This window comes from Nonomuraea recticatena (assembly GCF_039533245.1).
Taxonomy (GTDB): Bacteria; Actinomycetota; Actinomycetes; order Streptosporangiales; family Streptosporangiaceae; genus Nonomuraea; species Nonomuraea roseola.
Map to the genome: position 1 here is coordinate 471345 of NZ_BAAATE010000003.1, position 23008 is coordinate 494352.

Annotated in this window: 22 protein-coding genes; 14 read left to right on the plus strand and 8 right to left on the minus strand. The window is 70.6% G+C overall.

Translation table 11 applies throughout. The features are described from left to right. Positions 1-4 precede the first annotated feature (4 nt). From ABFX50_RS08525 to ABFX50_RS08550, 6 genes are all read left to right on the plus strand, one after another. Positions 5-865 carry a Gfo/Idh/MocA family protein gene (locus ABFX50_RS08525; RefSeq protein WP_346144765.1) on the plus strand — a complete coding sequence of 287 codons (861 nt, stop codon included), beginning with the start codon at positions 5-7 and terminating at the stop codon, positions 863-865. A gap of 196 nt (positions 866-1061) precedes the next feature. Continuing rightward, positions 1062-2018, plus strand: a complete 957-nt coding sequence (locus ABFX50_RS08530) for an ABC transporter substrate-binding protein (protein WP_346144767.1) — start codon at positions 1062-1064, stop codon at positions 2016-2018. Further along, positions 2018-3049: a FecCD family ABC transporter permease gene (locus ABFX50_RS08535; protein ID WP_428834685.1), complete on the plus strand. Its 1032-nt coding sequence runs from the start codon at positions 2018-2020 to the stop codon at positions 3047-3049. Before ABFX50_RS08530 ends, ABFX50_RS08535 begins: the two co-directional genes overlap by 1 nt. Further along, entirely contained in the window at positions 3046-3810 is a 765-nt protein-coding gene (locus ABFX50_RS08540) for an ABC transporter ATP-binding protein (RefSeq protein WP_346144769.1), read from the plus strand. The genes ABFX50_RS08535 and ABFX50_RS08540 overlap by 4 nt, the downstream gene beginning before the upstream one ends. Further along, the gene (locus ABFX50_RS08545; protein ID WP_346144771.1) at positions 3807-4445 is read left to right on the plus strand and encodes an adenosylcobinamide amidohydrolase; all 639 of its coding nucleotides are present in this window, start codon (positions 3807-3809) and stop codon (positions 4443-4445) included. The genes ABFX50_RS08540 and ABFX50_RS08545 overlap by 4 nt, the downstream gene beginning before the upstream one ends. A gap of 63 nt (positions 4446-4508) precedes the next feature. Then, positions 4509-5090 carry a Uma2 family endonuclease gene (locus ABFX50_RS08550; protein WP_346144773.1) on the plus strand — a complete coding sequence of 194 codons (582 nt, stop codon included), beginning with the start codon at positions 4509-4511 and terminating at the stop codon, positions 5088-5090. Here ABFX50_RS08550 and ABFX50_RS08555 read toward each other — a convergent pair. Together ABFX50_RS08555 and ABFX50_RS08560 are read right to left on the minus strand one after the other, a co-directional pair. Next, entirely contained in the window at positions 5050-6843 is a 1794-nt protein-coding gene (locus ABFX50_RS08555; RefSeq protein WP_346144774.1) for a hydantoinase B/oxoprolinase family protein, read from the minus strand. The genes ABFX50_RS08550 and ABFX50_RS08555 overlap by 41 nt on opposite strands. Further along, entirely contained in the window at positions 6840-8846 is a 2007-nt protein-coding gene (locus tag ABFX50_RS08560; RefSeq protein WP_346144776.1) for a hydantoinase/oxoprolinase family protein, read from the minus strand. The genes ABFX50_RS08555 and ABFX50_RS08560 overlap by 4 nt, the downstream gene beginning before the upstream one ends. Positions 8847-8938: 92 nt before the next feature. Here ABFX50_RS08560 and ABFX50_RS08565 point away from each other — a divergent pair, with 92 nt between their 5' ends. The 3 genes from ABFX50_RS08565 to ABFX50_RS08575 all read left to right on the plus strand — a co-directional run bounded on the left by ABFX50_RS08565 (position 8939) and on the right by ABFX50_RS08575 (position 12645). Next, entirely contained in the window at positions 8939-10402 is a 1464-nt protein-coding gene (locus ABFX50_RS08565; RefSeq protein WP_346144778.1) for a zinc ribbon domain-containing protein, read from the plus strand. Further along, on the plus strand, positions 10402-11919 hold the full coding sequence (locus ABFX50_RS08570; protein WP_346144780.1) for a serine/threonine protein kinase: 1518 nt from the start codon (positions 10402-10404) through the stop codon (positions 11917-11919). Before ABFX50_RS08565 ends, ABFX50_RS08570 begins: the two co-directional genes overlap by 1 nt. Positions 11920-11982: 63 nt before the next feature. Next, the gene (locus ABFX50_RS08575) at positions 11983-12645 is read left to right on the plus strand and encodes a response regulator (RefSeq protein WP_183658513.1); all 663 of its coding nucleotides are present in this window, start codon (positions 11983-11985) and stop codon (positions 12643-12645) included. Here the strand turns inward: ABFX50_RS08575 and ABFX50_RS08580 are convergent. Next, positions 12585-13289, minus strand: a complete 705-nt coding sequence (locus ABFX50_RS08580; protein ID WP_346144782.1) for a hypothetical protein — start codon at positions 13287-13289, stop codon at positions 12585-12587. The genes ABFX50_RS08575 and ABFX50_RS08580 overlap by 61 nt on opposite strands. A 165-nt stretch (positions 13290-13454) precedes the next feature. Here ABFX50_RS08580 and ABFX50_RS08585 point away from each other — a divergent pair, with 165 nt between their 5' ends. The 3 genes from ABFX50_RS08585 to ABFX50_RS08595 are packed head-to-tail and all read left to right on the plus strand — an operon-like array spanning position 13455 to position 17190. Further along, positions 13455-15497, plus strand: coding sequence for a DUF6421 family protein (locus ABFX50_RS08585; RefSeq protein ID WP_346144784.1), 2043 nt, complete (start codon positions 13455-13457; stop codon positions 15495-15497). Further along, positions 15494-16123 (plus strand): SDR family NAD(P)-dependent oxidoreductase, encoded by a 630-nt coding sequence (locus ABFX50_RS08590; protein WP_346144786.1) that lies wholly within the window; start codon positions 15494-15496, stop codon positions 16121-16123. The genes ABFX50_RS08585 and ABFX50_RS08590 overlap by 4 nt, the downstream gene beginning before the upstream one ends. Next, positions 16120-17190, plus strand: a complete 1071-nt coding sequence (locus ABFX50_RS08595) for a threonine aldolase family protein (RefSeq protein ID WP_346144788.1) — start codon at positions 16120-16122, stop codon at positions 17188-17190. Before ABFX50_RS08590 ends, ABFX50_RS08595 begins: the two co-directional genes overlap by 4 nt. Here ABFX50_RS08595 and ABFX50_RS08600 read toward each other — a convergent pair. After that, positions 17160-17453, minus strand: coding sequence for a DUF3467 domain-containing protein (locus ABFX50_RS08600; RefSeq protein WP_183658527.1), 294 nt, complete (start codon positions 17451-17453; stop codon positions 17160-17162). The two genes, ABFX50_RS08595 and ABFX50_RS08600, sit on opposite strands and share 31 nt — an antisense overlap. Positions 17454-17467: 14 nt before the next feature. Then, positions 17468-18091: a DUF305 domain-containing protein gene (locus ABFX50_RS08605; RefSeq protein ID WP_346144790.1), complete on the minus strand. Its 624-nt coding sequence runs from the start codon at positions 18089-18091 to the stop codon at positions 17468-17470. 95 nt (positions 18092-18186) lie between these two features. Between ABFX50_RS08605 and ABFX50_RS08610 the strand changes: the two genes are divergently transcribed. Continuing rightward, positions 18187-18906 carry a thioredoxin-like domain-containing protein gene (locus ABFX50_RS08610; protein ID WP_346144792.1) on the plus strand — a complete coding sequence of 240 codons (720 nt, stop codon included), beginning with the start codon at positions 18187-18189 and terminating at the stop codon, positions 18904-18906. A 97-nt stretch (positions 18907-19003) separates the two neighbouring features. Here the strand turns inward: ABFX50_RS08610 and ald are convergent, their stop codons facing one another. Further along, positions 19004-20119, minus strand: coding sequence for an alanine dehydrogenase (gene ald / locus ABFX50_RS08615; RefSeq protein ID WP_346144921.1), 1116 nt, complete (start codon positions 20117-20119; stop codon positions 19004-19006). A 137-nt stretch (positions 20120-20256) separates the two neighbouring features. Here ald and ABFX50_RS08620 point away from each other — a divergent pair, with 137 nt between their 5' ends. Next, positions 20257-21339: an excalibur calcium-binding domain-containing protein gene (locus ABFX50_RS08620; protein WP_346144794.1), complete on the plus strand. Its 1083-nt coding sequence runs from the start codon at positions 20257-20259 to the stop codon at positions 21337-21339. On the opposite strand, the gene ABFX50_RS08625 is transcribed toward ABFX50_RS08620, so the two are convergent. Together ABFX50_RS08625 and ABFX50_RS08630 are read right to left on the minus strand one after the other, a co-directional pair. Further along, the gene (locus ABFX50_RS08625) at positions 21336-22709 is read right to left on the minus strand and encodes an NCS2 family permease (protein ID WP_346144796.1); all 1374 of its coding nucleotides are present in this window, start codon (positions 22707-22709) and stop codon (positions 21336-21338) included. The two genes, ABFX50_RS08620 and ABFX50_RS08625, sit on opposite strands and share 4 nt — an antisense overlap. A gap of 52 nt (positions 22710-22761) precedes the next feature. Further along, complete coding sequence (locus ABFX50_RS08630) at positions 22762-22995, minus strand: EF-hand domain-containing protein (RefSeq protein ID WP_183658544.1); 234 nt, start codon at positions 22993-22995, stop codon at positions 22762-22764. Positions 22996-23008: the final 13 nt, after the last annotated feature.

Consider the following 23008-nt stretch of genomic DNA (forward strand, 5'->3'; position numbering starts at 1 on the left):
GATCATGGAGCCTGTCGCGGTAGGACTCATCGGCGCCGGACCCTGGGCGGAGATGGCGCACGCGCCCATGCTGGCCAAGGGGCCCCACACCAGGCTCGCCGGCGTGTGGGCGCGCCGTCCCGAGGCCGCGGCCAGGCTGGGCGCCCCCGTTCACGAGCGGATCGAGGAGCTGTTCGACGCGGTCGAGGCGGTGGCCTTCTGCGTGCCGCCCGCCGTCCAGGCCGAGCTGGCCGTGCAGGCCGCGAAGGCGGGCAAGGCGCTGCTGCTGGAGAAGCCCCTCGCGGCCGATCTCGACGGCGCGCGCAGGCTGGCCGACGCGGTGGCCGAAACAGGCGTCGCCTCCCAGATGCTGCTCACGCTCCGCTACGCCCCGCAGACCAAGGACTTCCTGGCCAGGTGCGCCCAGATCGAGGCGTTCGGCGGCCACGCGGCCAACATCTCGGGCGCGCTCACCAGCGGAGGGCCCTTCGCCACGCCCTGGCGGCTCGAGCGCGGCGCGCTCCTCGACGTCGGCCCGCACGTCATCGACCTGCTCGACGCCGCGCTCGGCAGGGTGGTCGGCGTCCGCGCGCACGGCCACCCGCTCAGGTGGGTCGGCCTGCTGCTGGAGCACGAGAGCGGCGCGGTCAGCGAGGTGTCGCTGTCCATGGCCGCGGCCGGCGACCTGCCGCCGCAGCGCGTCGAGGTCTACGGCAGGCTCGGCAGCGCCCGCCTGCCCCACTTCGACGACGACCCGCTCTCCGTCGTGGCCGAGGAGTTCGCCATGACCGTACGCCGCGGCGGCGGCCACCCGCTCGACGCGGCGCGCGGTCTCCACCTGCAGGAAGTCATCGCCGAGGCGGAGGCCCAGCTCAACACCCCTTGACTTCGGGCCCACGGGGAGAATTGATAACGTTTGTCCGACGCGTAGTGCCGCAGCGAAGTCCGGTGTGATTCCGGCGCTGTCCCGCAACTGTCAAAGCCAGGTCGCCTGCCGCTGCGCTGACGTCATCAACCCTCGTGGAAAAGGGTGATCCGTCGCGTTTTCGCGGGTCTCTCGGTTCCGACAGAAAGGACTCCTCGTGAGGCCCGTACGCACGGCCTTCGCGGGCGCGCTGCTGGGAACGGTCATGCTGGCAGGCTGCGGCCAGACCAGCGCGACCCCGTCCGGCGCCCCCTCGTCCAACGCCCCCTCCTCCGCCCCCTCCGCCTCGCAGGACGCCGCCTTCCCCGCCAAGGTGCAGGCGGCCAACGGCGAGATCACGATCGCCAAGCGGCCCGAGCGCATCGTCTCGATCTCGCCGACCGCGACCGAATCCCTCTTCGAGATCGGCGCGGGCCCCCAGGTCGTCGCGGTGGACGCGCTGTCCAACCACCCGGCCGAGGCGCCCAGGACCGACCTGTCGGGCTTCAAGCCGAACGTCGAGGCGATCATCGCCCACAAGCCCGACCTGGTCGTCGCCTCCGACGACACGATCGCCGCCGAGCTGGCCAAGGTCAACGTGCCCGTCCTCGTGGAGCCGGCCGCCACCAAGATCGACGAAGCCTACGACGAGATCGCCGACCTCGGCCTCGCCACGGGCAACAAGGACAAGGCCGACAAGGTCGTCGCGGACATGAAGTCGGCGATGGAGAAGCTGGCCGCCCAGGCGACGGACGGCAAGAAGCTCACCTACTACCACGAGCTCGACACCACGCCCTACGCCGCGACCTCCAACACCTTCATCGGCCAGATCTACTCGATGTTCGGGCTGGTCAACGTGGCCGACAAGGCCCCCGACGCGGCGGGCGGCTATCCCAAGCTGTCGGCCGAGTTCGTCGCACAGGCCGACCCCGACCTGATCTTCCTGGCCGACGTGAAGTGCTGCAAGCAGAGCAGGCAGACGCTGTCCGAGCGGCCGGGCTGGAAGGAGCTCAAGGCGATCAAGAACGACAGCGTCGTCCAGCTCGACGACGACATCGCCTCCCGCTGGGGCCCGCGCATCGTCGATCTGGCCACGACCATCGGCCAGGCCGTGCAGAAGGCCAACGGCCGCTAGTGGTCGCGCACGCGCCCGCCAGGGCCAGGCCCCTCTGGATCGTGGCCGCCCTCGTGGTCCTCGCGCTCTCCATGATCGCCGGGATGCTGGGCGGCGCGGCGGGCATCTCGCCCTGGCAGGTCGTGCTGCAGGTGCTCGACTGGCTGCCCGGCGTCGAGATCGACGCCGGGCTGGCCCCCATCGAGCAGGGCCTGCTGTGGCAGATCAGGCTGCCGCGCGTGCTGGTCGCCGCCACGGTCGGCGGGCTGCTCGCCATCGCGGGCGGCGGCTACCAGGGCGTCTTCCGCAACCCGCTGGCCGACCCCTATCTGCTCGGCGCCGCCGCGGGCGCGGGCCTCACGGTCACGATGGTCATCGTGCTCCTCCCCGGCGGCGGGGCCGCCATCCCTCCCGCCGCGTTCGCGGGCGCGGTCGGGGGCGTCCTGCTCGCCTACGCCCTCGGCAACACCGCGGGACGGTCCGGCGGCACCGTCACCCTGGTCCTGGCGGGCGTGGCCGTCACCTCCTTCCTCACCGCGATCCAGACGTTCATCCAGCAGCTCAAGGTCGAGGAGCTCAAGCGCATCTACTCCTGGATCCTCGGCGACGTGCACGGCGGGTGGGACCAGATCGCGCTCATCGCCCCCTACGCGCTGCTCTCGACGGCCGTGCTCCTGCTGCACGGGCGGATGCTGGACGTGCTGTCGGTCGGTGACGACGAAGCGACCGCGCTCGGCGTCAGGGCCGCGAGGGTCAGGCTCGTCGTGCTCGTCGCCGCCTGCCTGGCGACCGCGGCGGCCGTCGCGGTCAGCGGGCTCATCGCCTTCGTCGGCATCGTCGTCCCGCACGTCGTGCGCCGCCTCGCAGGGGGCTCCTACCGGGTCGTGCTGCCGCTCTCGCTGATCGGCGGCGGCGCCTTCCTGGTGCTGGCCGACCTCGCCGCGCGCACCGTCATCGCCCCCGCCGAGCTGCCCATCGGCGTCGTCACCGCCTTCATCGGCGCCCCCTTCTTCGTCGGCGTCCTGCGCATGACCAGGAAGGCGGAGATGTGATCGAGATCGAGGGGCTGTCGGTCGCGCTGGGAGGGCGGCCTGTCCTCTCCGACGTCGCCATGACGGTGCGGCGGGGCGAGTGGCTGGCCGTCATCGGACCCAACGGCGCGGGCAAGTCGACGCTGCTGCGGGCGATCATGGGGCTGATCCCCTGCGAGGGCGAGGTCCTGTTCGACTCGGCGCCGCTGGGCCGTCCGAGGGAGCGGGCCAGGACGGTCGCCTTCGCCCCGCAGACGCCCGGACTGCCGCCGGACATGACGGTCTTCGACTACGCGCTGCTGGGACGCACGCCGTACATCCCCTACCTCGGGCGCGAGAGCCGCAGGGACAGGGAGGTGACCGCCTCGGTGCTCGACAGGCTCGATCTGACGGCGCTGGCGGGGCGGCGGGTGGAGAACCTCTCAGGCGGCGAGCGGCAGCGGGTCGTGCTGGCGAGGGCGCTGGCCCAGGAGGCGCCCGTCCTGTTGCTCGACGAGCCCACCACCGCCCTCGACCTCGGCCACCAGCAGCAGGTGCTCGAACTCGTCGACCACCTCAGGCTCGCCGACGGGCTCACCGTCGTCACCACCCTGCACGACCTCAGCCTCGCGGGGCAGTACGCCGACAGGCTCCTGCTCCTGGCCGACGGCCGCGCGGTAGCCTCGGGCAGGCCGTCCCAGGTGCTGACCGAGGCGCTGGTGGGCAAGCACTTCGACGCGCACGTCAAGATCGAGCCGGGCCCCGACGGGCGGCCCGTCGTCCACCTGGTGAGGGGCCGTTGAACCTGTCGTACCGCATGGAGGAGGGCGAGCGCCTCGGCGCGCTGCTGTGGGAGTTCGGCCCGGACTGGCGGATGATCTCCTCGGCGATGCTCGGAGGGGGCATCGGAGCCCGCTACTGGGTGCTGAACGCCCAGGTCACGGCGGGGTACTCACGGATGGACCCGGTGGAGCACCTGGTCTCGCTCGGCCCCGCGGGTGAGGGGGTCGGCATGATGACCGCCGCCTCGGTGGACCGCTGCACGACGGGCTCGGACGGCGGCGTCGAGGCCGTCGCCACGGTCGGGCTCCGCGTGCCCACCTGGGCCGCCGCCCCTGAGGGACACGTCGATGCCGAGCTGGCGCCCATGCGGGTGGGCACGATCAACATCATGGTGACCGTGCCTGTCGCGATGACCGACGCGGCGCTGGTCAACGTGGTGATGACCGCCACGGAGGCCAAGACGCAAGCGCTGGTCGAGGCGGGCTATCCGTGTACGGGAACCGCTTCGGACGCCGTCTGCGTCGCCGTCCCCTCCTCGGGCCCCGAGGAGATCTTCGGCGGGCCCCGCTCGCCGTACGGCGCCCGCGTCGCCCGCGCCGTCCACGCGGCGGTACGGCAGGGCGCGCTTTCGTGGCGGCCCCGTGACGGAAAGTAGCTGAAATCGGGGAAGTAGCCTCTGTGCAAGGGCTGGGCTCCCGATACTGAATGGGTGACCGCGATGGCGACGACCGAACCGACCACGAGGCGCACGGTTCTTCCAGGAGAGCCGCCGTTCACCGTCGACGACCTGCTCAAGTTCCCCGACGACGGGAACCGTTACGAGCTCTTCAACGGGAGCCTACTCGTGAGCCCTGCCCCCACCTCCTTCCACCAATTGGCGATCATCCGTCTCGGACGGATTCTGGAGGACGCCGCTCCACCCGAGACGCAGCCGCTGCCCACAGTCAACCTCCGGGTGAGCGACGAGGATTTCTACATCCCCGACCTCGTCGTCGTCTCTGCCGAGTCCATGGAGGACGACAAGCTGATGTTCGTTCCGGGCGACCTGCTGCTGGCCGTCGAGGTCGTCAGCCCCAGCACCCAGGCGCGCGACCGGGGGTTCACCGAGACCTACGCGGCCGCCGGCATCCCCGTCTACTGGCGGATCGAGCTGTCCGAAGGGCCGGCGCTCTACGTCTACCGGCTCGACGGCGACGCCTACGAGCCGCCCGTCGTCCACAAGGCGGGCGAGCTCGCCACCCTGTCCACGCCGTTCGAGGTCAGCTTCGACCCGGGCGAGCTGGTGAAGCGGCGGGGATGACCAGTCCGTAGTCGCGTCGGGCGCCCTGCGCGGTGATCAGGCCCGCCCTGAGGTCGGCCTCGACGAGGGCGCGATCCCTCGACAGCGGGGGTCCGATACCGCCTCCACCCGTCGTCTCGACGACGAACGCCTCGCCCTCCTCGAACCGCACGTTGTTGGCCTTCGACGGCAGCCGTTCCAGCGTGCCGTCCGGGTGCCGTCTGTAGAAGCCGCCCAGCCTGCCGGGCAGCCCGCCCTCGCGGCCCTGCGGCGCCAGGCTCAGCCGGTCGCCGCGGGTGGTGACGTGGCAGGGGGCCAGGAACCTCAGCACCGTACGGGAGCCGAGCCCGCCCCTGAACGTGCCGGGCCCTCCGGAGTCGGGGATGGTCTCGACCGACTCCACGATCATCGGGCAGCGCGTCTCCACCGGCTCGGCCTGGGGCACGGAGTTGCGGCCGATGCCGAAGTGCACCCCCGTGGCGTCGGGCCCGTCCAGGCCGCGGCGCGCGCCGACCCCGCCGAAGTCGTAGGACAGGTGGATCCAGTACGGCGCCCCGACGGCGGCGATGGAGAACGGCTGCAGGATGCCGCTGGCGGCGATGGCCCGCTCGGGCACCGCCTCGGAGAGGGCCTGGAAGACGGCCTCCATGGCGGCGTAGATCGGTACGAAGCGGCCGCCGCAGGGGTGCGGGGGCGTGGCGTTGAGCAGCGAGCCGACGGGCAGGCGCACGTCGATGGCGCGCAGGCAGCCGTCGTTCATGGGGATGGTGGGGTCGAGGAAGCACCGCACGGCGAAGACGGCGGCCGCCATCGACTGGGAGGCGGAGGAGTTGATGGCGGCGGGCACCTGAGGACCGGTCCCCTCGAAGTCCACCACCACGGGAGCGCCCGCCGGAGCCCCGTCCCCGCCCCCGTTCTCTCCGCGTTCCGCCGTCCCCCGAACTCGCGACTGCCTGGTGTCCGGGTGCGGAGCCTCCGTGCCGTGGGTGGGGAGGGTGACGGTGACACGGACGGTGTGCGGGCGGCCGGGGTGGATGCCGTCGTCGTCGATCGGGTACGACGCGGTGAAACGGCCTCTGGGCAGCTCGGCGAGGGCGGCGCGGGTGCGGGCCTCGGTGTAGTCGAGGTAGGCGTCGATCCCCTCGGCCAGCCCGGCGGCGCCGTACTCCGTGACCAGGGAGGAGAGGCGGGCCGCGGCGACGGCGGTGCCGGCCAGGAGCGCGCGGACGTCGCCCATCACCTTGTCGGGCGTGCGTGAGTTGGCGCGCAGGATCGCCTCGACGGCGGGCACGATCCCCTCGGCGGTGGCCAGCCGCACAGGGGGCAGCTGGAGGCCCTCGAGGAAGATGTCGGTGGCGAGAGGGGCCATGCCGCCCGCCGACAGGCCGCCGAGGTCCGAGACGTGGATCATGGTGGCGGTGAGGTAGGCGGGCTCGCCCTCCACGAAGACGGGACGGTAGACGAGCAGGTCGTTGGTGTGGACCCCGCCTCTGTAGGCGTCGTTCATGACGTAGGCGTCGCCGGGCGCCATGGTGCCAGGCGGGTGGTCGGCCAGCAGGAAGGGGAGGGCGACCTTGAGCGCCATGCTGTTCATGAGCGTGGTCGCCATGGACTGGGCGATCAGGCGTCCTCGGACGTCGAGGACGGCGGCGCTGGCGTCGGAGCCCTCGACGATGAAGGTGGAGTAGGCGGACCTGACGACGACGACGCTCGCCTCCTCGGCCGTCACGACGAGGGCGTTGCGCAGGACCTCCGCGGTCAGGGCGTCGTTCACGCGCCGCCCTCCCCTGTGAGGGTGACGGAGCCGTCGGGCGACAGGGCGGCGCTCCAGCCGGGCGGGACGACGATGGTGGACTCAGGGTCCTCGATGATCGCGGGACCCCGGAGGGAGCCCACGGCGGCGCGGGTGAGCACAGGGACGTCGACGTAGCCGCCGCACTCGGCGAAGTAGGCGAGGCGGCTGCGGGGCGGCCGGCCGGTGGGCCCCTCTCGGGTGCCGGGGTCGCCCGCCGTCCGCCGCCCGGCCGGGATGGTGAGGCGCAGGCGGTAGCTGACGATCTCGATCTCGCCTTCCTGGGCGATGCCGTACACCTGGTGGTATTTGAGGAAGAACGCGGAGTCCACGGACGGGCCCCATGGCACGGTGAGCTCGTGCGCCTGCCCGCGGAAGCGCACGTCGACCGAGCGCTCGACCCGTAGGCCCGCCGCGCCTGCCGTGACCCCGAGGTCGGCCAGGGCGGCGGCCTCCAGAGCGGCGAAGACCGCTCCGGGATCGGGGGCCGACAGGGCCGACAGGACCCGCTCGGTGGACAGCTCGCCGGCCAGCAGCCCCGCCGCCGACGCGACCCCGCACAGGGCGGGCACGACGACGGTGCCGATGCCGAACCTGCCTGCCACCCTGGCGGCGTGCATCGGGCCCGCGCCGCCGAAGGCGACCAGGACGAACCCCCGAGGGTCGATCCCGCGCTGCACCGTCACCACGTGCACCGCCGAGCCCATCGCCGCCCCGACGATCTCGTGCACGGCATGCGCCGCCGCCTCCCTCGCCACCCCGAGCGCGCCCGCCACCCTGTCCACGGCCTTCTCCGCGAGCTCGGCGGAGAGCGGGAAGGCGGCGAAGGAGCCAGGAGAGAGGTAGCCGAGAACCAGGTTGGCGTCCGTGACGGTGGGGGAGGAGCCGCCCAGCCCGTAACAGGCGGGCCCGGGGGAGGAGCCCGCCGAGCGGGGGCCCACGCGCAGCGCGCCCGCGGCGTCCACCCAGGCGATGCTGCCGCCGCCCGCGCCCACCTCGGCCAGGTCGATGGCAGGGGTCTTCACGGGGACGCCGGTCCCCGCGCGACGGCCGCCGAAGCTGCCCTTGCCGCCGACGTGGAACTCGTGGGTGATCTCTGGCCGGCCGTTCCTGATCACGCACGTCTTGGCGGTCGTGCCGCCCATGTCGAAGGAGATCACGTCCGGGTGCCCGGTGAGCGAGGCCGCCAGCACGCCCGCCGCGGGCCCCGACTCGATCGTGGCCACCGCCCTGCGCGCCGCCTGGGCGGCCGACATGACCCCACCGCCCGACTCCATGACGTGCACGGGGGCGGTGATGCCGAAGGAGCGCAGCTCGTCCTGAAACCTGGTCAGGTACGACGCCATGAGCGGCCCGACATATCCGGACATGATGGTGGTGGTGGCTCGTTCATACTCCCTGAGCTCCGGCCACACCTCCGAGGAGATCACCACGCTGGGCACGAACTCCCGCAGCAGATCGGCCACCTGGCGCTCGTGCGAGGGGTCGGCATAGGAGTGCAGCAGGCACACGGCGGCCGAGGTGATCCCGCGAGCGGCGATCTCGCGGCCCGCCCGCCGTACCGACTCGGGACACAGGGGAACCAGCACCGAGCCGTCCGCGCCGACGCGCTCCTCCACTTCGAAGCAGTCCTCGGCGGCCACGGGCGGGACGGGCGGGGTGAAGCGCAGGTCGTAGCGGTCCTCCTCGACGCGTGCGTAGCGGCCGAGCGGTATCAGGGAGCGGAAGCCCTTCGTCGTCACGAACGCCACCCTCGCGCCCGTGCGCTCCAGCACCGCGTTGGTGGCCAGCGTGGTGGCGTGCACGACCCTGGTGATCAGTGAAGGAGTAACGTCGCCGAGCGCCTGAGCGATACCGCTCATGATGCCCAAGAGAGGGTCGTCGGGTGTGCTGAGGCACTTGACGGCCGAGACCTCGCCATGAGGAGCGCGCAGCACGACGTCGGTGAAGGTGCCGCCGACATCGACACCCAACTGGTATCCCACGCCGATAACGTAGGACTCAAGCAAGCGCTTGTCACGATTGACTTTCGGTGGACCGCAGGCAGTCTGGTCTTGTCGCACGTAGGGAGCTCACGATGAGACGTCTCACAGTGCCTGCGATGGCGGTGGCCGTCGTCCTGGTGAGCGCGCCCCTGGCCATGGCGCACGAACACCCCAGCGGCATCACCGACCTCGTCACGCCCGCGGTGGTGCGCGTCGAGGCCACGGCGAAGATCGACATCACCCTGCTCGACCACGTGGGCGAGCTGCTCCACGTCGAGCGCACCTACGAGGTGCCGATCGGGACGGGCACCGGCATCGTCGTCAACCCCGAGGGCGGCGTGGTCACGCTCACCCGGGTGGTCAGCACCGACAAGGACCTGGCCGTCTACGCGGCCAACAGGGTCTTCGCCGAACACCACAAGGCGAAGATCCCCGCCGACTTCGCCAGGCACGAGGTCTCCGACGACACGCTCAACCACCACCTGGAGCTCTGCTACGACCTCAAGAGCAAGATGTCGACCTGCATCATCGACATCAAGCCCGACATCACGATCTTCCCGAACATCACGCCCGCCGACGGTCGCGGGTTCAAGGCCGAGGTCGTGAAGCTGGGCGACAAGCCAGACAGCCCCGTCGTGCTCAAGCCCACCTCCCGCGCCGACGGGGGCGTGGGCCTGCCCACCGCCCCACTGGCCGACAAGGTGCCCGACAAGCCAGGGTCGCCCACCTCGGTCGCCGGATTCCTGGCCAGGCCCGCCGCCGACAAACCGGTCAAGCTCGACATCGCCCACCTCGGCCAGGGCGGCGCGGGCGAGGGCGGACGGCCCTTCGCCGACCCGGAGAAGAAGGTCGACGAGCCGGCCAAGCTCGGCAAGCTCATCGACCAGGGCATGCTCGGCGCCCCCGTGATCGGCGACAAGGACGGCCACGTCATCGGGCTGCTCATCGGCGGCGGCAAGGACGCCAAGATGATCGGCGTCCGCGAGATCACCTCCGCGCTGACGGCGGCGAAGACCCCGCCGCGCAGGGGGCCGCTCGACGCCGCCTTCGAGGCCGCCCTCACCCGCTTCCACACCAAGAACTACACCGACGCGGGCCCCGCCTTCCAGCGCGTGCTCGACCTCTACCCCGGTCAGCCCGTGGCCGCCGCGCACCTGAAGGAGTCGCTGGCCAAGAAGGGCAGCGCCGCCGACACGGGGGTGCGCAAGGCAGCGCAGCCGAGGGGCACCACGATCCCGCTGTGGCCGTTCATCGTCGCGGCCGCCGTCGTGCTGGTCATCGCCCTGGGCGGCGGGTTCCTGCTGTGGCGGCGAAGGGCCGCGACGGAGGAGCCGCCGCCGCGCATCGAGATCCCGTCGCCTCCTCCCGACGACGGCGCCAACCCGACCGTGATGGTCAGACGTTCCCAGGCCTTCCCTGTCGTCCCCCCGCACCAACCGCAGCCGCAACCTGTGCTGACCGCACAGCAACAGGTGAAGTTCTGTACGGCCTGCGGCATGAAACTGGGCCCCGCGCACCGGTTCTGTGGCTACTGCGGCCACCCGATCGAAACGTGATGCACTTGAACGAGAGATCCCTGATCGGCCAGGAGGTCGCCGGGTACTACATCGAGGACGTCATCGGCAAGGGCGGCATGGCGGTGGTCTACCTGGCCCTCGACCCCAGGCTGAGCCGCAGGGTGGCGTTGAAGATCCTCAACCCCATCCTCAGCGTCGACGACCGCTTCCGCCAGCGTTTCATCCTGGAGTCGAGGACCGCCTCCAGCATCGAGCACCCCAACATCATCCCGATCTACGAGGCCAACTCCGACGACCACGGCGTGCTCTACATCGCCATGCGCTACGTGGACGGGCTCGACCTGCGCCGCCTCATCTACGACAGGGGCCCGATGCCCGTCGGCCAGGTCAACAGCATCGCCGCCCAGGTGGCCGCCGCGCTCGACGCCGCCCACGCCCACGACCTGATCCACCGCGACGTGAAACCCGCCAACATCCTGCTCGCGGGCGACGACGCCAGTCAGCACGTCTACCTGACCGACTTCGGCATCACCAAGCACCGCACCTCGATCTCCGGCCTCACCCAGACCGACCAGTTCATCGGCACGCCGAGATACATGTCGCCCGAGCAGATCAACAAGGAGCACATCGACGGCAGGGCCGACCAGTACGCGCTCGCCTGCGTCGTCTACGAGGCGCTGGCCGGACGGATGCCCTTCGAGAGGGACAACGACGTCGCGCTGTTGTGGGCCCATCTGGCCGAGTCGCCCGCCCCGCTCTCGCACCTGCGCCCCGAGCTGCCGCTCGAGGTGGACGGCGTGATGATGAAGGCGCTGGCCAAGTCGCCCGAGCAGCGCTACCCGTCCTGCACCGCCTTCGTCGGCGCGCTGCGCGACGCCATCAGCGGCGAGGTGGCGCCGACCAGGCCCCGGCAGCCGATGCCCAGGCCGGGCAGGGCGCCCAAGCCGGCCACGACGGGCAGGCGCAGGCTGCCCGCCGTCCTGATCGGGGTCACGGCCGCCGTCGCCGCGATCACGCTGGCGGTGCTGCTCGTGCTGGCCAACAGGGGCGAGGGCATGCTGACCTACCGGCCGACCTCCGCCGTGCCGATGACGTTCACCTATCCCGAGGGCTGGACCGCGACGACCCACGTGGACCTGTTCGCGCTCGCCTCACCCAGCGCCGCGCAGTTCGAATCGCTGTTCGTCGCGGCGGCCAACGCCGACTGGAGCGAGGTCAACACGCTCGACCCCACCGACGCCACCGGCCTGTACGTGCAGCTCGCCGACACCTTCGATCCCAAGGCGGACCTGCACAGCATGCAGGAGACGCTCAACACCATGCTGCCAGGCAAGGTCACCTTCACCGACGAGCCCGCCGCCGACCTGATCGCGGGCCGTACGGCCACCAGGTTCGAGGGCTACCTGCGCAGCGCGACGGGCACGGGTCAGCTCAGGGTGACCGGCTACCTCGTCGAGACGCCCACCAGGCCCGCGCTCGTCCTCTACTTCTGCGCGGAGAGCGCCTGCGACCCCGCGCTGCTGGCGAAGATCAGGGAGAGCGTCGCGCTGACTTGAGCCTGACTTGGAGGCCGCTGTACCCCCATGGGCAAGCGCGGCTGAAACGTCTACTCTCCGCGTGTGGGCATTCGAATCGTCATCGCGGACGACCAGGCCATGGTCAGGGTGGGCCTTCGCATGGTCGTCGACAGCGAAGAGGGCATGGACGTCGTCGGCGAGGCAGCCGACGGCCTGGAGGCGCTGGCCGTGGTCAGGCGGACCCGCCCCGACATCGTCCTGATGGACATCTCCATGCCGCGCATGGACGGCCTGGCCGCGGCGCAGCAGATCCTCGAGGATCCGGCGCCGCCCAAGGTCGTGATGCTGACGACCTTCGACACCGACGAGAACCTCTACGCGGCGCTGCGGGCGGGCACCAGCGGCTTCCTGCTCAAGGTCTCGCCCCCCGAGCAGCTCGTGGAGGCGATCAGGGTGGTGCACTCCGGCGACGCCCTGCTCGACCCCGCGGTGACCAGCCGCGTCATCGCCTCCTTCGCGGGCAGGCACGACCCCTCGCCGCCGCCGCAACTGGCCGAGCTGACCCCTCGCGAGCTCGAGGTGCTGCGCCTGCTCGCCAGGGGCCTCACCAACGCCGAGATCGCCCGCGAGCTGTTCGTCGGCGAGGCCACGGTCAAGACGCACGTGGCCCGCGTGCTGATGAAGCTGGGCCTGCGCGACCGCGCTCAGGCGGTCGTGTTCGCGTACGAGTCGGGCGTCGTACGGCCCGGCGCCGCCATCGCGTAGTACGAGGCCCACGCCTCGTCACCCATCCTGAGGATCTTCACGCCCACCCAGCCGAGGGCCACCACGGGCGCGTACCAGAACGGCAGGATCAGCGGCCCGTACGGCACCGCGAACGACCCGAGGTATCCGGCTGTCACCACCAGCGGCGCCCACCAGCCGACGAACCCGGTCCGCCACACCGCGACGATCAGCAGCGGCAGCCCGACGAAGCCGAGGAAGATCCACGGCATCTGGAACGCGCCGACCGTGATCGGCAGGTCCATCATCTCGTCCATGATCTGCTGCGCCCGCTCGGGCGAGTGGTGCCTGCCGAGCCACCACTCGACCGGGTCGATGATCAGCATGCCCGACAGCGAGCTGTAGCCCACGACCGTCAGGGCGCCGGAGACGTGCCCCAGCCTGGTGTTGCGCTGCCGGGTGAGGTGGACGAGGCCGAGGACGGCCACCGCCATGAGCAGCCAGCTCCAGTGGTAGAGCGCCGACTGCACCTGGGCGAGCGTCGGGTTGACGCCGAAGCTGACCGCCTCCCTGTCGTCTCCCCACGTGCCCGGATCGACGGTGACGGCCAGCGCCTGGAGCAGCGGTGCGACGACGAGGAGCGCGCCTGACACGACTCTGCGGAAGGTGACGTGGTTGTTGAGCATGCCCGGCACGCTAGGCATCCGCGGCGCCGGAGTCGTCCGTCTGCCGGTCGACCCGCTCTCACTCTGGAGGGGGACGGCTGTCTCGCGATTCGGGAGGGTATGGCGGTGCATGCCTTATCTGTGTGTATATTTTCCGTTATAAGGCGTCTAATCCAGGAGATTTTCATGCGAGCGTTCCCCAGGGTGCTGTTCGACGAGGGGCACAGCGAGTCGTGGACGATCAGGCGTGAGACCGCCGAGGCCATGAACCCCGCCCATCCCGACGACAACAGCTACGCCCGCGCGGCCGAGCTGCTGCGCCGCCTGGGACATCAGGTGACCTCGGGCGGCCTGGAGTCGCTGGGTGAGCAGGATGTCCTGGTGATCGCCCACCCGTCGCAGCAGCGCTGGGAGCGCACCACGGGCCAGGGCAGCCCGGTGTTCAGCCCCGAGGAGCTGGACGCGATCGAGTCCTTCGTGGCAGGCGGCGGCGGCTTGGTCGTGCTGGCCGAGGAGGAGCAGGACAAGTACGGCAACAACCTGGCCGACCTGCTGGCCCGCTTCGGCATCGGCGTGACCCACACCACCGTGCGCGACCCCGGCAACTCCCACCGCGGCGTGGCCACCTGGGTCCTCGGCACCCCGGCCGGTGGCGGGCTGCTCGCGGGCGTCGGCACCGCGTGCTTCTACCGCTCGGGCGTCCTCACCGCCGGTGACGACGCCACCGTGCTGTTCACCACCTCCGCCACCGCCGACCCGGCGGGCGCGCCGCTGGCCGTCGCCGTCGAGCACGGCAAGGGCAAGGTCGTGGCGTTCGCCGACTCCGACCTGTTCGGCGACGACTCCATCGACGACTACGACCACCGCACGCTGTGGAGCAACGTCGTGACCTGGGCGGCCAGGGTGCCCGCCCCCGTCCGCGCGTCCGGCTCGCAGGACGGCGCGAAGGCCGAGCTGTTCGCCGACCTCAAGGCCGTCGTGGAGGAGCTGCGCCCGCTGCAGGTCAAGGACGGCTCCGTCCCCGACGACAAGCCGGCCGCCGCCGCGCTGGTCGCCCGCGTCTCCCAGCTGGTCGGCGAGCTCTCGGGGTACTTCCCCCATGACGCCGCCTACCTGCGGGCCGTCCAGGCCGACCTCGCCAAGTGGGTCGAGCAGGACCTCGGCGTGCCGGACTTCCTGGACTCCCTCGACCTCTTCCACCCCGACACCCAGCGTGTCGACGGCCTGGAGCACCTGGTGGTGTTCCCCATGTACACCCAGAACGGCAACCCCAACCGCAACCTCGAAGCGGTCTGGATCCGCACCATCTGGCCGTCGTGGCTGGCCGAGCTCGAGGCGAACGGCTACGACAACCCGCTGTTCGTGCCCATCGCCTTCGAGGACTTCACCTCCGGCTACGACACCTTCTCCGCCGTGCTGTTCCCCGAGACGGTCGCGGTCAGGAAGGCGCCCGAGCGCTTCACCTGGGGCGGCATCTTCGCCGACAGGGAGGCCGCCCGCTTCCGCAGGGTGAGCAGCGCCGCCGCCGCCACGCTCAAGCTGGACCTGCCGCCCGACGCGGCCAGGCTGCTGGAGTCGCAGGAGCTGGCCCAGGACACCTTCGTCATGTGGGACCTCATCCACGACCGCACGCACAGCCACGGCGACCTGCCGTTCGACCCCTTCATGATCAAGCAGCGCATGCCGTACTGGCTGTACTCGCTCGAGGAGCTGCGCTGCGACCTGACCGCCTTCGGCGAGGCGGTGAAGCTCGAGGCCGCGGGGGTGCCGCACGCCCGCTACGTGCAGGTCGCGATCCTGTTCGACAGGCTGTTCCGCTTCCCGATCACCGGCGAGCGGGTGCGCAACTACGACGGGCTCGGCGGGCAGTTGCTCTTCGCCTACCTGCACCGCAACGACATCATCAGGTGGACCGACAACAGGCTGTCGATCGACTGGAACCGCGTCGCGGGCGGCGTGGCCGACCTGCGCGCCGAGGTGGAGAAGCTCTACCGCGACAGCATCGACCGCGCCAAGCTGGCCCACTGGATCGCCGCCTACGAGCTGGTCACCGCCTACGTCGAGCCGCACCCGCGCTCGGCGTGGAAGCGAGGCGAGCTGCCCGAGGAGCAGAAGGCGATGGTCGACGCGGTGCTGCCCGACGAGTTCCCCCTGAGCATGTTCTACGAGGCGCTGCGCCGTAAGCTCGGTGACGTCGTCGAGTCCACGAAGGGGATCACGGGAGCATGATCATTCTTGTTACGGGTGCGGCGGGCCCGACCGGCCAGGCCATCACCGGATACTTCCAGCGGAATGGTCACACCGTGATCGGCGTGGACAAGGACGACGTCGACCTGCTCGACCGCGCGGCCGTACAGGACCTCGCCGCGCGGATCGAAGGTGAGCACGGCCGCGTCGACGGCGTGGTGCACCTGGTCGGCGGCTGGCGCGGAAGCAAGACCTTCGCCGACACCGCCCTCGACGACTGGACCGTCCTGCACGACCTGCTGGTCCGCACCCTCCAGCACGTCTCGCTGGCCTTCGAGCCGCTGCTCAGGAAGTCGGACAACGGCCGGTTCGTGATCGTGTCGGCCAAGGCGGCGCAGCAGCCGACCGCGGGAGGCGCCTGCTACGCCGCCGCCAAGGCCGCCTCGGAGGCCTGGACGCTGTCGCTGGCCGACGCGCTGAAGGACACCGGCTCGGCGGCGACCATCCTGGTGGTCAAGGCCCTGGTGAACGACGCCATGAAGGCGGCCAAGCCGGAGGCGGCGTTCGCCGGCTACACCCACGTCGACGCCCTGGCGGAGGCGGTCGCGGGGCTCTACGAGCGCCCCGCCCACGAGATCAACGGCACGCGATTGGACCTCACCCAGTGATCCCCCGCCACGACCCCGCCCTCAAGGCGTTCGCCAGCGACAACTACGCGGGCGTGCATCCGGAGATCCTCCAGGCCATCGCCGTGGCCAACGAGGGACACCAGATCTCCTACGGCGAGGACGTCTACACCGAGGCGCTCCAGGGCGTCTTCAAGCGCCACTTCGGCGACACGGCCCAGGTCTTCCCGGTCTTCAACGGCACCGCGGCCAACGTCGTGTCGCTGCGCTCCATGACGCGGCAGTGGGAGGCCGTCGTCTGCGCCGACACCGCGCACATCCACACCGACGAGGGCGGCGCACCCGAGGTCGCCGGCGGCATCAAGCTGCTCACCGTGTCGACGCCCGACGGCAAGCTCACCCCCGAGCTGATCGACACGCAGGCGTGGGGCTTCGGCGACGTCCACAGGGCCCAGCCCAAGGTCGTCTCGATCTCCAACACCACCGAGCTCGGCACGCTCTACACCCCTGACGAGATCGCGGCCGTCTGCGAGCACGCCCACGCGCTCGGCATGACCGTCCACCTCGACGGCTCCAGGCTGACCAACGCCGCCGCGGCGCTCGACGTGCCGCTGCGCGCGCTGACCACCGACGCGGGCGTGGACGTCCTCTCCTTCGGCGGCACCAAGATCGGCCTGCTGTACGGCGAGGCCATCGTGGTGCTCAACCCCGAGGCGGCCAGCGGCATCGACTACCTGCGCAAGACGTTCATGCAGCTGTCGTCGAAGATGCGCTTCGTCTCCGCGCAGTTCGAGGCGCTGCTCTCGGGCGACCTCTGGCTGCGCAACGCCAGGCAGGCCAACGCCATGGGCAGGCGCCTGGCCGAGGCCGTCAAGGACATCCCTGGGCTGGAGGTGCCGCGCCCCGTGCAGGCCAACGCGGTCTTCGCCCGGCTGCCCAAGGACGCCATCGCGCGCCTGCAGAAGCGCTTCCGCTTCTACACCTGGAACGAGGCGATCGGGGAGGTGCGCTGGATGTGCGCCTTCGACACCACGGAGGCCGACGTCGACGCCTTCGCCGCCGCGATCGCCGAGGAGCTTCACGGCGAGCCGCCGGTCTCCTTCTCGTAGGCCGACAGCTGCTGTTCCAGGGCCTTCATCAGCTCGAAGACCTGGCTCGGCGGAATCCTCACGCGGCTGACGATCCTGGTCGGGACATGCACGACGGCCTGTCCCGACCCCGGCTCCTCGGTCAGCTGCGGGGGGCGGGTGATCACCGCGAAGTCGAGCACGAACCCGTCGCGGGTGTGCCACACCGAGGCGAAGTTGGCGTAGTGTCCCGCCTCGACCTCAGGTGTGATGCTGACCTCCAGGCGGCTTTCGGGCTCTTCCATGCGGCCATCGTCCCTTACTGGAGAATCGAGGGCAGCGCCACCGCGCCGCGTTTGGCCAGCAGGTCGCCCATCAGCTTGATCTCGCTGGTCTGGCTGTTGACGATCTGCTGCGCCATGCCCTTCACCTCGGCCCTGTCGGTCAGCTCCAGCAGCCCCTTCGACATGTCGACGCCGCCCTCGTGGTGGCGGGTCATCAGCTGCAGGTAGTAGACCTCGGCCTGCGCGCCCCGCAGGCTCCTGAGCTTGGCCATCTCCTCGTCGCTCGCCACGCCGGGCATCGGCTCGGGCTTGTCCTGGGTGCCGCCGTGGCCCGCGTGGCCGACCATCCACGCCATCTCGGGACGCTCGCTCGACTGGCTGAGGCCCCACTGCTGCAGCCATCCCATGAACATGCCGCGCTGGGCCGTCTGGGTGACGATGATGTCCTCGCTCAGATTCCTGATGTCGGGCGAGGTGGTCCTGTCGCGCACGATGAACGACATCTCGGCCGCCTGCGCGTGGTGCTTGCCCATGTCGCGGGCGAAACCCGCCTCAGGCGAGGAGTCGGTGGGCGTGCCGCTCCTGCCGAGGACGAAGAAGAGGACAGCGGCGACGGCGAGCACGGCGAACGCCGCCAGCTGGAAAGGCTTTCTGGTCATCGTTTTTCCAGACTACTCATGGCACAGTCCTTATTCGCTACATACGCCCGCAGGGCATAAGGTGACCCGCAGTTGGTCACCCATGTGGAGGAACGATGACGAAGGAGAAGGCGCAGGCCCGGCGCGAGCATCTCAACAAGATGCGCGCCGAACAGAAGGCCAAGGAGCGCCGTACCGCGATGCTGATGTGGGGCGTCGGTGGACTCGTCATCCTCCTGCTCATCGGCGGGGTCGGCTTCTACGTGGTGAAGGACCGCCAGGCGACCTCGCTCGACGCCGTCTCCAGCGTCTCCTACGCCGGTGGCGAGCACGTCTGGACCGCGGTGAAGTACAAGGAGAACCCGCCGGTCGGCGGCCAGCACAACAACTACTGGCAGCAGTGCGACATCTACGACAAGCCGATCCACAACGAGCACGCGGTCCACTCGCTGGAGCACGGCGCGATCTGGATCACCTACCGTCCCGACCTGCCCAAGGCTCAGATCGACAAGATCAAGAGCATCGCCGGGTCCACGGGCGACGCCAACTACATGCTCGTCAGCCCCTACCCGAACCTGCCCGCGCCCATCGTGGCCAGCTCGTGGGGCCACCAGCTGACCTTCCAGAACGCCGACGACCCGAAGCTGCCGAAGTTCATCACCAAGTACCAGAACGGGCCCGACACCCCCGAGCTCGGCGCCACCTGCGGCGGTGAGTACGCGATCACCGCGACCGCCGACCAGCAGCCGCTGCCGCCGGAGCCCAAGGGCGAGGCCACGCCGCTGCCGAGCGAGTCGCTCGCGCCCTCGACCTCTCCCTCACCCGCGAAGTCCTGACCCGAGCGGTCCTGACCCGAGCGGTCCAGAGCCGGGCGGTCCTGGAACTCGGTTCAGGGCCGCGCGGTCCTGGATCTCGCGGCCTGGCCCGGAGGGGCTAGGCGAGCACCTCTTCCAGGGGCGTCGACGCGAGCCCGTGCGCCTCGGCCACGGGCTCGCTGATCAGGCGCCCCTCGTAGGTGCTCAGGCCACGGGCGAGGGCGCGGTCGCGTCGGAGGGCGCCCAGCCACCCCTGCTCGGCGATGGCCAGCGCGTAGGGCAGGGTGACGTTGGTGAGCGCGTAGGTCGAGGTGTACGGCACCGCCCCCGGCATGTTCGCCACGCAGTAGAAGATCGAGTTGTGCACCGGGTAGGTGGGCTCGGCGTGCGTGGTCGGCCGGGAGTCCTCGAAGCAGCCGCCCTGGTCGATGGAGATGTCCACCAGCACCGAGCCGGGCTTCATCCTGCTGACCAGCTCGTTGCTGACCAGCATCGGCGCCTTGGCCCCCGGCACCAGCACGGCGCCGATCACCAGGTCGGCCTCGAGCACGGCCTGCTCGATCTCCAGCGTGTTGGACGCGATCGTCTGGCAGTGCCCCTGGTAGATGACGTCGGCCTGGCGCAGCTTGTCGATGTTGCGGTCGAGCAGCAGCACCTCGGCCTGCATGCCGAGCGCGATCGCGGCGGCGTTCATCCCCGACACTCCCGCGCCGATGACCACGACGTTGGCCGCCCGCACACCCGAGACGCCGCCCATCAGCACGCCTCTGCCGCCCTCAGGGCGCATCAGGTGGTAGGCGCCGACCTGCGGCGCCAGCCGTCCCGCGACCTCCGACATGGGCGCCAGCAGCGGCAGCGCGCCGTTGTCCGCCTGGACGGTCTCGTAGGCGATGCCGGTGACGCCCGCGTCGAGCATCGCCGCCGTGCACGGCCGTGAGGCGGCCAGGTGGAGGTAGGTGAACAGCACCTGCCCCTTGCGCATCCGGTGGTACTCCTCGGCGATGGGCTCCTTCACCTTCAGGATGAGGTCGCCCGTGGCCCACACCTCGTCGGCGTGGTCGAGGACGACGGCGCCCACCGAGATGAAATCCTCGTCGGGAATGGCCGAACCGCGGCCCGCGTCGCGCTCGACGAAGACGTCGTGTCCATGCCTGATCAGTTCATGTGCGCCCGCCGGTGTCAGGGCCACGCGATACTCGTGGTTCTTCACCTCGCGGGGGACTCCGACTCTCATACGATCCATCTTCCCTCCACCCGGCCCGACATTCTGTATGGACCGTGCCAATCTTCCTTGCACTCTGTCGAGGATTACCCGCTTTTTGCCGTCCTCGCTAGGCTCTGCGGGAGCAACAGTCAGGATGGGGTTCACCGATGGAGAAACCGTCGCCGCCGGAGGAGTCGTCCGGGGCGCCGCCCACCGCGTCACCCGCGTCACCCCCGCCACCGGCGGGCCCCGCGGGACCCAGGGCGAGCAGGCTCACCACCATCGTCCTCATCGTCTCCCTGGTCCTGGTCGTGCTCACGGCCGGCGTGCTGGGCACCGTCGCGGTGCTCATGACCAGGAACCCCGACTCGCCGCTGTTCGGCGGCAAGCCCCTCACCAGGCTCGGGCAGCCGATCTACTTCGCCCCCGTCGAGGACCAGAAGGCCGCCCCCTGCCCAGGAGAGAAGGTGGCGCTCTCCCTCGACAGGACGGTCTGCTACTTCCTGTCCGACGCGGTGGCGGTCTCGGCGGTCCAGGAGATCGAAACGGTGAAGGAGAAGGACGGCTACGGCGTCAGGATCGCCGTGGCGCCCGCCTTCCGCGACGCGCTGGCCGCGCTGCTCAAGGAGCGGGTCGACCAGCAGATCGCCATCATGGTGGGTCAGAACGAGAGCGCCACCGTGCTGGCCGCGCCGACCGTCGCCCAGACCATGAGCGGCGACAGCCTGAGCATCGCGGGCTTCACCAAGGAGAAGGCCGACGAGCTGGTGCGGGCGATGCTGGGCGCCTCCGGCCCCACGTCGCCGGCGCCCTCCTCGCCGGCCACCGAGCCCGGCACGGGCACCGTCCAGCCCGGCACCGGCACGACACCGCCGGGCACCGGTCCCACCCCGCCGGGCACGGGCACCACACAGCCGGGCACCGGTCCCACCCCGCCGGGCACGGGCACCACACAGCCGGGCACCGGCGCCACCCCGGGCAGCGGCGGCACGCCACCGGGCACGGGCGCCACGCCGCCAGGCACGGGGACGGGAACGACGGGCACGGGGAGGGACAACGGCGCCCCCACCGGCGGCCCGCAGTCCACCGGCTCCTCCCTCAGCGCGGGAGGCGAGAAGAAGTACGCCGACTGCGCGCAGGCCAAGGCGGCCGGCTACGGCGGGCCGTACCAGAAGGGCAGGCACCCGCAGTATCACTGGTACGCCGACAAGGACCGCGACGGCTTCGCCTGCGACCCCCAGGACGGCTAGAACAGCCCGTCGATCGCGAAGTAGACCAGGAAGATCAGCGAGACCACCCACAGCAGCCAGGGGATCTCGTCCCACTTGCCGCGAGCCGCCTTGATGAGCGTGTAGGAGATCACGCCCGCGCCGACGCCGTTGGTGATGCTGTAGGTGAACGGCATCAGCGCGATCGTCAGGAACGCGGGCACGGCCAGCTCGAGGTCGTCCCACGGCACCTTGCGGCTCTGCGTCATCATCAGCGCGCCCACCAGCACCAGCGCGGGCGCGGCCGCCGCGGCGGGCACGACCTCCGCCAGCGGTGTGAAGAGCATCGTCATACCCAGCAGCGCTCCGGTCACCACGCTGGCCAGGCCGGTGCGCGCCCCCTCGCCCACGCCGGCCGCCGACTCCACGAAGACCGTGTTGGCCGAGGCGCTCACCGAGCCGCCGACCATGCCGGCGACGCCGTCGACGGTCAGGATCCGGCCCAGGCGCGGCACCCTGCCCCTGGTGTCGACCAGGCCCGCCTCGTCGGCCACGCCGATGATCGTGCCCATCGCGTCGAAGAAGCCCGACAGCACCAGCGTGAACAGCACGATCGTGGCCGTGAGCGCGCCCGCCGTCACGAAGCCGCCGAACAGGTCGAACTGCCCGACCAGCCCGAAGTCGGGTGTCGAGACGATCGAGTCGGGCACTCTCGGCACGACGACGCCCCAGGTCTTCGGGTCGATCACGGCCAGTGAGTTCACCACGATCGCCAGGATCGTGGTGATCACGATGCTGAGCAGGATGGCGCCGGGCGTCTTGCGGATGAACAACACGATCATCAGCAGCAGTCCGAAGCAGAAGACCGTCACGGGCCAGCCCGTGAGGTGTCCCGCCGTCCCCAGCTGCAGGGGGGTGCCGCCGGTGCCCGAGACGAAGCCCGCGTCGACCAGGCCGATCAGCGTGATGAACATGCCGATGCCCACGCTGATGGCGTGTTTCAGCGCCAGAGGGATCGAGTCCATGATCAGCCTGCGGACGCCCGAGACCGCCAGAATGATGATCACCAGGCCTTCGAGCACCACCAGGCCCATCGCCTGCGGCCACGTCATGAACGGGGCCGCCTGGTAGGCCACCACCGCGTTCAGTCCGAGCCCCGCCGCCAGGCCGAAGGGCGCGTTGCCCACGAACGCCATCAGCAGCGTGCTCACCGCTCCGGCCAGCGCGGTCGCCGTGGTCAGCTGCCCGATGCTGAGCTGGGCCCCTGTGACGTCCTTCGCCCCTGCCAGGATGATCGGGTTGAGCAGGATGATGTAGGCCATGGCCATGAAGGTCGTGATGCCACCACGCACCTCGCGGCCGACCGTCGCGCCACGCGCGGTCAGCTCGAAGAGCCTCTCGAGCACGATCATCCCCCTTAGCCTTCAGGGGGATGATCGCCTTCTTACCCGCTTTGCCGTGCGGCTACCGCTGCTCGTGCTTGCCGCCGCCGACCAGGGCGACGAACTCGTCCAGCGTGATGCCGCCGTCACCGTCACGGTCGGCGGAGGCGACGAACGCCTCGATCTCCTCGTCGGTGACACCGTGGCCGCCGAGGGCCTGGTTCACCTGCCTGATCTCGCCCGCAGTGAGCACGCCGTCGTGGTCGGTGTCGAACTTCTCGAACTCGGCCTTGGCCGCCTCGCGCGCATCTGACATGGGGGCTGCTTCC